Here is an 11,568-nt window from a genome sequence, read left to right on the forward strand (position 1 = left end):
ACAAGCCTCGGTTAGCATGCTATTTGTGATCGTGACAACAAAAATAACATCACATCAGGCAAGGAAAAAATGATACCGACACTCAGGCGCTCAACCGCAGCGCTGCTGGCTTCGTCGTTGCTGTTAACCATTGGCCGTGGCGCAACGTTGCCTTTTATGACGATCTACCTCACCCGTCAATATCAGCTGGAGGTGGATAAAATCGGCTATGCGCTGTCGAGTGCGCTGATCGTTGGGGTGCTGTTCAGCATGGGTTTTGGCATTCTCGCCGATAAGTTCGATAAAAAGCGCTATATGACCCTGGCCGTGCTGGCGTTTATTGGCGGTTTTATCGCGATTCCGCTGGTTAACAGCGTCGCGCTGGTGGTCTTTTTCTTCGCGCTGATTAACTGCGCCTACTCCGTATTCTCAACCGTGCTGAAAGCGTGGTTCGCCGACGTACTCTCGCCGGAGAAGAAAGCGCAAATATTTTCCCTCAACTACACCTTCCTCAATATTGGCTGGACCGTCGGGCCGCCGATCGGCACCCTGCTGGTGATGCACAGCATTAACCTGCCGTTCTGGCTGGCCGCCGGCTGCGCCGCCCTACCGCTGGTATTTATTCAGCTGTTTGTTCAGCGCACCAGCGCCGCAGTTGCTCAGGATAACGCGGTCCAGTGGTCGCCGTCGGTGCTGCTGCGCGATCGCGCTCTGCTATGGTTTACCCTCTCCGGCCTGCTGGCCTCTTTTGTCGGCGGTTCGTTCGCCTCCTGTATTTCCCAGTATGTGCTGGTGGTTGCCGATAGCGACTTTGCCGAAAAAGTGGTTGCCGTGGTGCTGCCGGTCAACGCCGCCGTGGTGGTGGCGCTGCAGTATGCCGTCGGCCGTCGCCTGACCGCTCGCAATATTCGCCCGCTGATGACCTTTGGGACGGTCTGTTTTGTGATCGGACTGGGCGGTTTTGTCATTTCCGATAATAGCCTGCTGCTGTGGGGCGTCTCCGCCGCCATTTTTACCCTCGGGGAGGTTATCTACGCGCCGGGTGAATATATGCTGATCGATAACATTGCGCCGCCGGGCATGAAAGCCAGCTACTTTTCCGCCCAGTCGCTGGGCTGGCTGGGAGCGGCCTTTAACCCGATGTTAACCGGGACGATTTTGACTCATTTACCGCACTGGTCGCTGTTTGCGATATTGATGCTGGCTATTATCGCCGCATGGCTGATGATTTTCCGTGGGATGAACGTTCGTCCGTGGAACGGCAACGCGGTCGCCAGCGCCTGAGGTCAGGCGCCGTGCGGCTGTCAGGTTGCTGTCGCGTCCCTGTCGGGTTCCGATCGTGGTGCCCGACAGCCCGCTCGATAATACTCCATCTCAGGTTTTCACCCGGAGATAGAAACAATGAACAACAGCAATCAGGTTAAACAATTACGTTTGCAGCGCGCCTGGTCACAGGAGCAGCTTGCCGAACTGGCCGGCCTGAGCGTGCGCACCATTCAGCGCATCGAGAACGGCGACCGTCCCGGCCTTGAGACGCTCAGCGCGCTTGCGGCGGTGTTTGAAGTCAACGTCGCCGAGATTAGCGGCGAGTCGCCGGAGGGTCATGAGGAGTCGCTGGATTTGCGCATTGAGGAAGCTAAAGCCCGCGTCGAACGCGAGAGCCGTTTTTTCCGTTCTCTGACGGTAGCCGTGGTCGTGTGCGTTCTGCTGGCGCTGCTGAACTGGCTGACTGGCGCAGACAGCTACTGGTCCGCATGGGTGGCCATCATCTGGGGGACGCTGCTGGCGGTTAAAGGGTTGCGCCTGTTTGTTTTTGGCGAATGGATCAACAGCTGGCGTCAGGCGCGTCTGCAGCGGCTGCTGCGCAAATAGCCCTCTGAGCGTTTTTCCCGGGGGCGGCGCTTAACGCGCCTTGCCCGGGCTACAGGACTGCAGACTGCTGGGGACCCGTAGCCCGGATAAGGCGCCAGCCGCCATCCGGGAAGGGTTAAATGGTGACCATCCCGCGGACCCCTTCGGCTTCCATATCGCCGCCGTTGCCCTGTTGAATAATCGCGCCGCGCGACATCACCAGATAGCGATCCGCTAAACCAGCGGCGAAATCATAGAACTGCTCCACCAGCAGAATCGCCATATCCCCGCGGTTCGCCAGCTGGCGAATAACCTCGCCAATCTCCTTAATCACCGACGGCTGAATACCCTCCGTCGGTTCATCAAGAATCAACAGCTGCGGACGGCTGGCCAGCGCCCGGCCAATCGCCAGCTGCTGCTGTTGGCCGCCGGAGAGGTCGCCCCCGCGCCGCTGCTTCATGGTTTTGAGCACCGGAAACAGCTGATAAATCTCTTCCGGCACCGCGCGCGCGTCGCGGGCGGGAAAGCGGGACAGCCCCATCAGCAGATTCTCCTCGACCGTCAGGCGCGGAAAAATCTCCCGCCCCTGGGGCACGTAGGCGATTCCTGACTGTACCCGCTGGTGCGGTTTACGGTGGGTGATATTCTTCTCCTGCCACAGCACCTCCCCGCTGCGCGCCGGGATCAGCCCCATCAGACACTTCAGCAAAGTGGTTTTCCCCACCCCGTTGCGCCCGAGCAGACAGGTGATCTCGCCCTGGCGGGCGGCAAAATCCACCCCGCGCAGAATGTGGCTGCCGCCATAGTATTGGTGTAGTTGATTAACCTGTAGCATCCGCGCTCCTTAGCGTCCGAGATAAACTTCAATCACCTGTTCGTTGGCCTTCACTTCCCGCAGCGATCCTTCCGCCAGCACCTGCCCCTGATGCAGCACCGTCACCCGGTCGGCGATAGTCTCGACAAAGCCCATATCATGCTCAACCACCATCAGCGAATGCTGCCCGGCCAGGGTGCGGAACAGCTCGGCGGTATATTCTGTCTCCGCATCGGTCATCCCGGCGGCGGGTTCGTCCAGCAGCAGCAGATGCGGCTCCTGCACCAGCAGCATGCCGATTTCAAGGAACTGCTTTTGCCCGTGCGACAACAAGCCCGCCGGTCGATAGCGTTCGCCCTCCAGCCGCAGCAGGCGCAGGGTTTCGCTGATTCGGTCAGCCTGCTCGCTGTTCAGACGCGCCCGCAGGCTGGCCCACACCGACTTATCGCCTTTCATTGCCAGTTCGAGATTCTCTGCCACCGTCAGCGCCTCAAAAACCGTCGGTTTCTGAAACTTGCGCCCGATGCCCTGGCGAGCGATCGCGATGGGATCGAGGGTCGTTAAGTCCACCGACTGATCGTAAAGCGCCCTGCCGCTCTGCGGCCGGGTTTTACCGGTGATCACGTCCATCAAGGTAGTTTTCCCGGCGCCGTTCGGCCCGATCACGCAGCGTAGCTCGCCGACGCCAATCTGCAGCGACAGGTTGGTCAGCGCCTGAAAACCGTCAAAGTTGACGTTAATCTCTTCCAGCTGCAGCACCGGATCGGTCTGCTCGCGAAAACGGTCCGTCGGAAGCTGGCGGGTGAAGAGCTCCTCATCCGGTTGCATCAGCGATCTCCTCTACGCAGCAGGCCAATGACCCCACGCGGTAAAAATAGCGTCACGATAATAAAAATCAGCCCGAGAAAGAGCTGCCAGTACTCCGGCATCGCCACGGTAAAGTAGCTTTTCGCGCCGTTGACCAGACCTGCGCCGAGCACCGGACCGATTAAGGTTCCGCGCCCGCCGAGCGCCACCCAGATTGCCGCTTCAATAGAGTTAGTTGGCGACATTTCGCTGGGGTTGATGATCCCGACCTGCGGCACGTACAGCGCCCCCGCCAGGCCGCACAGTACGGCTGAAAGCGTCCATACCAGCAGCTTAAAGCCGCGCGGATCGTAACCGCAGAACATCAGGCGGTTTTCCGCATCCCGCACCGCCGTCAGCACGCGGCCAAATTTACTCTGCGCCAGCAGATAGCCAATCCACAGGGTGAGCAGCAGCAGCAACACCGTCGCCATAAACAACGTCGCCCGGGTGCTGATGGCGGTGACGGAGAAACCGAGCAGCGTGGTAAAGCCGGTAAAACCGTTGTTCCCGCCAAAGCCGGTTTCGTTACGGAAAAACAGCAGCATCCCGGCGTAGGTCAGCGCCTGGGTCATGATCGAAAAATAGACGCCTTTGATTTTTGAGCGAAAGGCAAACCAGCCGAACACCAGGGCCAGCAGACCGGGCACCAGCACCACCAGCAGCATGGCCCAGGCGAAATGCTGGGTGCCCCACCAGAACCACGGCAGTTCGCTCCACGATAAAAACGACATAAAGGCCGGTAATCCGTCGCCCGCCGCCTGGCGCATCAGGTACATGCCCATGGCGTAGCCGCCGAGGGCAAAAAAGATCCCGTGGCCGAGCGAGAGCATCCCGGCATAGCCCCAGACCAAATCCAGCGCCACGGCGACAATGGCGTAGCAGAGGATCTTGCCGGTCAGCGTCAGCAGCCAGGTGGAGACCGCCAGCGGATGCGTGGCCGGCAGCAGCGCCAGAAACGGCATACTCAACAGCCCCAGCAGCAGCACGACGCCGAGCCAGCGTAGCGGGCGCGGCGCTTTACGCGCCAGCGTTAAGGTAATAGGTTGGCTCATCAGTCAATAACCCTCCCTTTGAGGGCGAACAGTCCCTGGGGACGTTTCTGGATAAACAGGATAATCAAGACCAGGATCAGGATTTTGCCCAGCACGGCCCCCATCTGCGGTTCAAGGATTTTGTTAAAGATGCCAAGACCGAATGCCGCTGCCACGCTGCCGGCCAGCTGCCCAACGCCGCCGAGCACCACCACGAGGAAGGAGTCGATAATATAGCCCTGGCCCAGCTCCGGCCCAACGTTGCCGAGCTGCGACAGCGCGACGCCGCCCAGCCCGGCAATCCCCGAGCCGAGGCCAAACGCCAGCATATCGACGCGCCCGGTCGGCACGCCGCAGCAGGCCGCCATCGCGCGGTTTTGCGTCACCGCCCGCACGTTCATCCCCAGCCGGGTCTTGTTCAGCGTCAGCCAGGTGAAGAGCAGCACCAGTAGCACAAAGGCCAGCACCGCCAGACGGTTCCACGGCAGGATGAGATTCGGCAGAACCTGCACGCCGCCGGAGAGCCACGCCGGATTGGCGACTTCAACGTTCTGCGCGCCGAACAGCATTCGCACCAGTTGGATGAGCATCAGGCTGATGCCCCACGTGGCGAGTAGCGTCTCCAGCGGGCGCCCGTAGAGATGGCGGATCACGGTGCGTTCCAGCGCCATACCAATACCACCGGTGATCAGGAATGCCACCGGCAGCGCAATCAGCGGATAGAAGGCCAGCCACTGCGGAGCCAGCTGGGCCAGCGCCTGCTGCACCAGCCAGCAGCTGTAGGCGCCAATCATCAGCATCTCACCGTGGGCCATATTGATCACCCCCAGCAGACCGTAGGTGATGGCCAGGCCGAGCGCGGCGAGCAGCAGGACCGAGCCGAGGGACAGGCCCATAAAAGCCTGGCCGAGAAGATCGCCCAGCAGCAGGCGATGCTGGATTTTGCTCAGGCTCTCCTGGGCCGCCGCGCGAATCGCCGGGTCTGGCTCATGTTGCGCATCGGTATACGGCGTCAACAGCGCCTGGGTTTCCGGGTCGCCGGAGTGGCCGAGCAGCGCGATGGCCGCCAGCCTCTGCGCGGGCTGCGGGCTGGCAAGCTGTAAACGGGCCAGCGCAATTTCCAGCTGCGATTTCACCGCGCCGTCGCTTTCCGCCGTCAGACGCTGCTGAAGCAGACCCGCCATCTCGGGCGTCGCTTCGCGCTGCAGGGTTTTCACCGCCGCCGCCCTTTCAGTGACGTTGTCACTTACCAGTAAATGCGTCGCCAGCGCGCCTGCCGCCAGGTTACGCAGGCGGTTGGTCAGGCGTACCGGTTTTGTCGCCCCCTCGGGCGCCGCAACCGCGCCCAGCGCCAGCAGCGTTTCCCCCTGCTTGCTGAACGCATGACCGCCGCTGTCCGATTGTAATGTTTCGCTCTTCAGCGCCCGCAGCAGCGGTAAACGCGAGGCTTCGGGCGCGGCGGCCCACCGTTCAAGCAGCTGAGCCTGCTGGCTGCGATTGGCCGCCACAAAATCGTCGGCGTCCGCTGCCTGCGCCCGCCACGGTAGCAATACCATGAGCAGCGCGAAGTAACACATGAGGCGCAATGCGTTCATGGTCGTTCTCCTTTTCGGGGAAATCCGGGCTTTGGGCCCGGAGGACTGAGTCAATCACCCCGGCGCAGCGCCGGGGTCTGGCGCTTAGTTGCTGGCGGTTTTCACCGGGTGATCCGGCTTTTTGTCATTACCGGCAATCCACGGGCTCCACGGCTGGGCGCGTACCGGTTCTTCGGTCTGCCAGACCACGTTAAACTGGCCGTTGCTTTCGATTTCGCCGATCATCACCGGTTTATGCAGATGGTGGTTGGTGGCATCCATGGTCAGGGTAAAGCCTGACGGCGCCTTAAAGGTTTGCCCGGCCATCGCTTCGCGCACTTTGTCCACATCGGTGGTGCCCGCTTTGGTCACCGCCTGCGCCCACATGTGCAGGCCAACCCACGTCGCTTCCATCGGATCATTGGTTACGACGGTATCAGCGTTCGGCAGCTTGTGGGCTTTGGCGTACGCGCGATAATCGGCGACAAACTGTTTGTTGGTTGGGTTATCAACGGATTCAAAGTAGTTCCACGCCGCGAGGTTGCCCACCAGCGGTTTGGTATCAATGCCGCGTAGCTCCTCCTCGCCCACGGAAAAAGCCACCACCGGCACGTCTGTCGCTTTCAGGCCCTGGTTGGCCAGCTCTTTATAGAACGGGACGTTGGAATCGCCGTTGATGGTAGAAACCACCGCCGTTTTGCCGCCGGCGGAAAATTTCTTGATGTTGGCGACGATAGTCTGATAGTCGCTGTAGCCGAACGGGGTATAGACTTCTTCGATATCTTTATCCTGAATCCCTTTGGCATGCAGGAAAGCGCGGAGAATTTTGTTGGTGGTGCGCGGATAGACGTAGTCGGTACCCAGCAGGAAGAAGCGTTTCGCCCCACCGCCGTCTTCGCTCAGCAGGTATTCCACCGCCGGAATTGCCTGCTGGTTTGGCGCCGCGCCGGTGTAGAACACGTTCGGCGACATCTCTTCGCCTTCGTACTGTACCGGGTAGAAGAGCAGACCGTTCAGCTCTTCAAACACCGGCAGAACCGATTTACGCGATACGGAGGTCCAGCAGCCGAACACCGCCGCCACCTTATCCTGGGTCAGCAGCTGCCGCGCTTTTTCGGCGAACAGCGGCCAGTTTGACGCCGGGTCCACCACGACAGGTTCCAGTTTTTTACCCAGCACGCCGCCTTTGGCGTTGATGTCGTCGATAGCCATCAGGGCAACATCTTTCAGCGGGGTTTCAGAAATCGCCATCGTCCCGGAAAGCGAGTGCATAATGCCGACTTTAATGGTGTCGGCGGCATAAACCTGCAGGGAGAAGCCCATGCTGATAACAGAGGCGGAGAGAGCAAAAGCTTTTAATAATGTACGACGCTGCATGTGTGTCACTCCTGAATAGCGCAAAGACAAAAAATGAATTAACGACTAACTGGAAGTGATAAGGCAAAAACAATGCCAGGTTGCGAAATAGCCTGAAAGCGCGGCGGAATATGGGGGAAATAAAAGGGAGTGCGCCGCGTTGCCTTAAAATAGTGCAACGCTGCGCTATGAAGAGATTACCAGACCTGTGCGGCGATGCCGGTAACCAGGCGGACTTTGTCCCACTGCTGGGCTTCCGTCAGGGAATTCCCCTCTTCGGTGGAGGCAAAGCCGCACTGCGGGCTGAGGCAGATCTGCGCCAGCGGGACGTACTGCGCCGCTTCCCGCAGGCGAGCCTTCACGCCTTCCGGGTTTTCCAGCTCGCCGTTTTTAGTGGTGATCAGCCCCAGCACCACCTGCTGATGGCCGGGACGAATATAGCGCAGCGGCGCGAAGTCGCCGGAGCGGTCGTTATCATATTCGAGGAAAAACGCGTCGATGTTAACGCCGCCGAACAGCACTTCGGCTACCGGCTCGTAGCCGCCCTCGGAGATCCAGGTCGAGCGGAAGTTACCGCGACACACGTGCAGGCCAACGGTCAGATCCTCCGGCTTCCCTTCCAGTGCCTTATTCAGGACGCGGGCATAAATGCGCGCCAGTTCATCCGGATCTTCGCCGCGATCGCGAACCTGCTGACGCTGTTCATCAGAGCACAGGTAGGCCCAGACGGTGTCATCGAGCTGTAAATAGCGGCAGCCCGCATCGTAGAAGGCGCGAATGGCGTCGCGCCAGGTGGTCGCCAGGTCATCGAAATAGTCGGCGAGGTCCGGATATACCGTCGCGTCGATATCTTTGCGCCCGCCGCGGAAGTGAAGCACGCTCGGGCTGGGAATGGTCATTTTCGGCTGCGCGCTGCCGCTGACGCTCTTCAGATAGCGAAAATCTTCCAGCATCGGGTGATCGCCGAAGGCCAGTTTACCGGTGACGCGAACCCCGTGCGCTTTGGTCTGTACCCCGTTGAACTGGATACCTTTTTCTGAATCGTAGCGCTCAACGCCCTGTAAACCGTCAAAGAAATCAAAGTGCCACCACGCGCGGCGAAACTCACCGTCGGTCACCACGTGCAGCCCGCACTCGCACTGCTGCTGCACCAGATGGCGAATCGCCTCATTTTCTATCTGCCGCAGCTGCTGCGCGTCAATAGCGCCTGCGGCCAGCTGCTGGCGGGCCTGTTTGATGGCGTCCGGACGTAAAAAGCTGCCGACGATATCTGCGCGGAACGGGGCCTGATGACGTTGCATGGTGTCTCCTTAGCGGCGGGCAAGGTTAGTTGCCCACCGTGATAGTTCATTATTTGAATTTTTAGACTTCTGGATGGCTATATGTCCAGATACTGGCATGCTAAGGATTCATCGGCAAACGACAATATTTCATGGCACATGAAATAAATTCATTTTGCGAAGGGCAAGCCTTCATCTTCCCAGCCGGTCAGGCCACCGAGCATCATTTTGACCGGACGCCCCAGTAGCGCCAGCTTCATGGCGGCGACGTCCGCCCCGTTGCAGTGCGGCCCGGCGCAGTAGACCACAAACAGCGTCTCCTGAGGCCATTGCGCCATTCTGGCTTCATCAATCTGCCGGTGCGGTAAATGCAGAGCACCCGGGAGGTGGCGACGGGCAAAGGTTTCCTCACTGCCGACGACATGTAGCAGAACAAAATCCACATCTCCTTCGCGCATCGCGCTGTAGACATCGGCGCAGTCGGTCTCGAGGCTTAGCTTATGACGAAACCAGGCGGCAGCGTCGGTAGAACTGGCGGGGGCAATCGCGGTTACAACACTCATGGCATCTTCTCCTTGTCTGTGATACCACTACTTTAATTAACCGCCTGCGCGACATCTGCCGAGAACCATGACTGAAAACGCTGAAATCATGACAATTCCATCCGTGACGTTGTCACATCATCGGGTTGTTGCTCTGGCCTACGATGGCCTGTGTACCTTTGAATTTGGCGTCGCCGTCGAGATCTTTGGCCTGCCGCGCCCTGAGATGGGCGAGCGCTGGTATCGTTTTGCCGTGGCCGCCGTCGACGAAGGCGAGCTGCGGGCGACCGGCGGGATTCGGCTGATGACCGACGGCGGCATGGCGCTGTTAGGCGAAGCGGACACCATCGTGGTGCCGGGCTGGCGCGGTATCGACTCCCCCGTGCCGCCGCGGCTGTGCGAAGCGCTGGTCGCCGCCCATGCGCGAGGCTGCCGGATCATTTCTATCTGTTCCGGGGTTTTCGTTCTGGCCGCCGCCGGGTTGCTGAACGGCCGCCAGGCGACCACCCACTGGCGCTATACCGACCAGCTGCGGGCGCGGTTTCCGCAGATTGAAGTGGTCGATGACGTGCTGTACGTCAGCGCAGAAGGCGTAATGACCTCGGCAGGCAGCGCCGCGGGTATCGATTTATGTTTGCACCTGGTGCGCGAGGACTTTGGCCTCGACGCGGCGAATCTTGTCGCCCGACGCCTGGTGGTTTCCCCCCATCGCGACGGCGGGCAGGCGCAGCAGATTGTTCGCCCGGTGGCTAAAGCGCGGGAGAGTCTGCGGCTGGGGCAATTATTTGATTTTCTACATCAGAATCTCGCCGCTAGCCACACCGTGGCATCTCTGGCGGCAAGAGCTGGCATGGGCCCCAGGACGTTTTTGCGCCGTTTCGAAGACGCCACCGGCAAAACCCCTGCCCGCTGGCTGCTTGACGAGCGCCTGCAGCGCGCCACGCAGCATTTAACCCACAGCCGGCTGAGCGTTGAACAGATTGCCGAGCTTTGCGGTTTTTCTAACGCCAGCACCCTGCGCCACCACTTTCGCCAGCAGTTTGATCTTAGCCCGTTGCAGTACAGAAAGAAGATAATGGTGGACAAAAACGTAATGTGATTTATCGCCAGAATAGTCACGCCGGGCAATTTGTTAAGCATTTGTTTAGACTAGTCGGGCTAAGATGTATCCAACAACCGTAAACCTGTTCAATGAGGACAATATAGCGCATAGCAAAGCTTATGGAGGTTAATCATGCTGGGAAATATGCATGTATTTATGGCAGTTCTGGGAATCATTCTGTTCTTTGGATTTCTTGCCGCGTATCTAAGCCACAAATGGGATGACTGATGAACGACGATAATCCCCACCCGTAAACGCCCCCTGCTGCTGATGCACCTGGGGGCGTTCCTTTTTTGGCTTGCGTCGTTATTTCTCTACGAAACTCATATCCGTCCTTTTCCTGTAGACCCTGACTCAAGACGATCTTTCCATCAGCGTTGGGTACTAACTTAATTGTTATCATTACGGTATATATGAATCCTATCTTATTACTGGCCCATCCCACTCAAGTTTATGCCGCATTTCTTCCGGAACAAGAGAGAAGAGCATTGAAAGTCGTTGCAACTGCTCGTTATAAAGTACGCTCTTTTTCACATCACACATTTCATAGTAGTTCTTCGCCCCCCAATTTAAAAAATCAATGTCCATATCATTAAAATACTCATTCTTAAGTAAAAAAGAAAACTTATGAATAAGCTGGGCCTCATAATATATTGATTTATCTAAACATTTTAATAACCCACTCTTGGTTGCAACACGATTTATTTGTTGTATAGAACTCTGGTAAATCTCAAGGTATACGTCTTTTTTTTCCATACTTCCTATGCCTTCACACTTGAATTACACTCTAATTGCTTCACCCCTGAGAGCCTAAACAATCTTTAGCATTAAACACTTAAAACGTCTAACAGCAAGGGCCATTCCATTCAAGCAACCCTTTCATTTCTTCGGGAACCATAGCAAATAACAAAGAAATCCTTTTCACCTGAGAAGGATAAAGAATACTCTTATTTTTGTCACAGTTTTCATAATACCATCTAGCCCGGGAATTTAAAAAACTTATATCATTTTTAGTAAAACTTTTATACTTGAGCAATAAGTGAAATTGGCAAACAAGTTCTGACTCATAATAGGTAGACCTGTCTTTAAGCCTGGCTAGAGGGTTATGCGTTGCTATATTCCTTATATGAGGCAACGACCAAAAAAGCATATCTAAATAGACTTCACTTTTATCCATTTTGCTCTCCACC

13 protein-coding genes are annotated in these 11,568 nt (G+C 57.7%); 4 read left to right on the forward strand and 9 right to left on the reverse strand.

Annotation, left to right across the window (positions count from 1 at the left end; translation table 11 throughout):
• The first annotated feature begins 69 nt into the window (after nt 1–69).
• Together ydeE and BWI76_RS15315 are read left to right on the forward strand one after the other, a co-directional pair.
• Complete coding sequence (gene ydeE, locus BWI76_RS15310; RefSeq protein ID WP_024358058.1) at nt 70–1,263, forward strand: efflux MFS transporter YdeE; 1,194 nt, start codon at nt 70–72, stop codon at nt 1,261–1,263.
• A 117-nt stretch (nt 1,264–1,380) separates the two neighbouring features.
• Nucleotides 1,381–1,851 (forward strand): helix-turn-helix domain-containing protein, encoded by a 471-nt coding sequence (locus BWI76_RS15315; protein ID WP_024358057.1) that lies wholly within the window; start codon nt 1,381–1,383, stop codon nt 1,849–1,851.
• A gap of 115 nt (nt 1,852–1,966) precedes the next feature.
• Here BWI76_RS15315 and urtE read toward each other — a convergent pair whose 3' ends face one another.
• From urtE to BWI76_RS15350, 7 genes are all read right to left on the reverse strand, one after another.
• The gene (gene urtE / locus BWI76_RS15320) at nt 1,967–2,665 is read right to left on the reverse strand and encodes an urea ABC transporter ATP-binding subunit UrtE (RefSeq protein ID WP_014229495.1); all 699 of its coding nucleotides are present in this window, start codon (nt 2,663–2,665) and stop codon (nt 1,967–1,969) included.
• Between the two features lie 9 nt (nt 2,666–2,674).
• On the reverse strand, nt 2,675–3,472 hold the full coding sequence (gene urtD / locus BWI76_RS15325) for an urea ABC transporter ATP-binding protein UrtD (protein ID WP_004136315.1): 798 nt from the start codon (nt 3,470–3,472) through the stop codon (nt 2,675–2,677).
• Nucleotides 3,472–4,545, reverse strand: a complete 1,074-nt coding sequence (gene urtC, locus BWI76_RS15330; RefSeq protein ID WP_024358055.1) for an urea ABC transporter permease subunit UrtC — start codon at nt 4,543–4,545, stop codon at nt 3,472–3,474. The genes urtD and urtC overlap by 1 nt, the downstream gene beginning before the upstream one ends.
• Nucleotides 4,545–6,119 carry an urea ABC transporter permease subunit UrtB gene (gene urtB / locus BWI76_RS15335; RefSeq protein ID WP_004136307.1) on the reverse strand — a complete coding sequence of 525 codons (1,575 nt, stop codon included), beginning with the start codon at nt 6,117–6,119 and terminating at the stop codon, nt 4,545–4,547. The genes urtC and urtB overlap by 1 nt, the downstream gene beginning before the upstream one ends.
• A gap of 84 nt (nt 6,120–6,203) precedes the next feature.
• Nucleotides 6,204–7,475, reverse strand: a complete 1,272-nt coding sequence (gene urtA / locus BWI76_RS15340) for an urea ABC transporter substrate-binding protein (protein WP_004136305.1) — start codon at nt 7,473–7,475, stop codon at nt 6,204–6,206.
• A gap of 176 nt (nt 7,476–7,651) precedes the next feature.
• Nucleotides 7,652–8,755 carry a cobalamin-independent methionine synthase II family protein gene (locus BWI76_RS15345; protein ID WP_004136304.1) on the reverse strand — a complete coding sequence of 368 codons (1,104 nt, stop codon included), beginning with the start codon at nt 8,753–8,755 and terminating at the stop codon, nt 7,652–7,654.
• Between the two features lie 149 nt (nt 8,756–8,904).
• Entirely contained in the window at nt 8,905–9,297 is a 393-nt protein-coding gene (locus BWI76_RS15350; protein WP_004136302.1) for a rhodanese-like domain-containing protein, read from the reverse strand.
• A 67-nt stretch (nt 9,298–9,364) separates the two neighbouring features.
• Between BWI76_RS15350 and ftrA the strand changes: the two genes are divergently transcribed.
• Both ftrA and mgtS read left to right on the forward strand, forming a co-directional pair.
• The gene (gene ftrA / locus BWI76_RS15355; RefSeq protein ID WP_064371780.1) at nt 9,365–10,375 is read left to right on the forward strand and encodes a transcriptional regulator FtrA; all 1,011 of its coding nucleotides are present in this window, start codon (nt 9,365–9,367) and stop codon (nt 10,373–10,375) included.
• A 135-nt stretch (nt 10,376–10,510) separates the two neighbouring features.
• Nucleotides 10,511–10,606, forward strand: coding sequence for a protein MgtS (gene mgtS, locus BWI76_RS28135; protein ID WP_004136299.1), 96 nt, complete (start codon nt 10,511–10,513; stop codon nt 10,604–10,606).
• A gap of 192 nt (nt 10,607–10,798) precedes the next feature.
• Here the strand turns inward: mgtS and BWI76_RS15360 are convergent, their stop codons facing one another.
• Together BWI76_RS15360 and BWI76_RS15365 are read right to left on the reverse strand one after the other, a co-directional pair.
• Complete coding sequence (locus tag BWI76_RS15360; protein ID WP_004136297.1) at nt 10,799–11,134, reverse strand: hypothetical protein; 336 nt, start codon at nt 11,132–11,134, stop codon at nt 10,799–10,801.
• An 88-nt stretch (nt 11,135–11,222) separates the two neighbouring features.
• Entirely contained in the window at nt 11,223–11,555 is a 333-nt protein-coding gene (locus BWI76_RS15365; RefSeq protein ID WP_074168743.1) for a hypothetical protein, read from the reverse strand.
• Nucleotides 11,556–11,568: the final 13 nt, after the last annotated feature.

This window comes from Klebsiella sp. M5al (assembly GCF_002090195.1).
In the GTDB taxonomy this organism is placed as follows: domain Bacteria; phylum Pseudomonadota; class Gammaproteobacteria; order Enterobacterales; family Enterobacteriaceae; genus Klebsiella; species Klebsiella grimontii.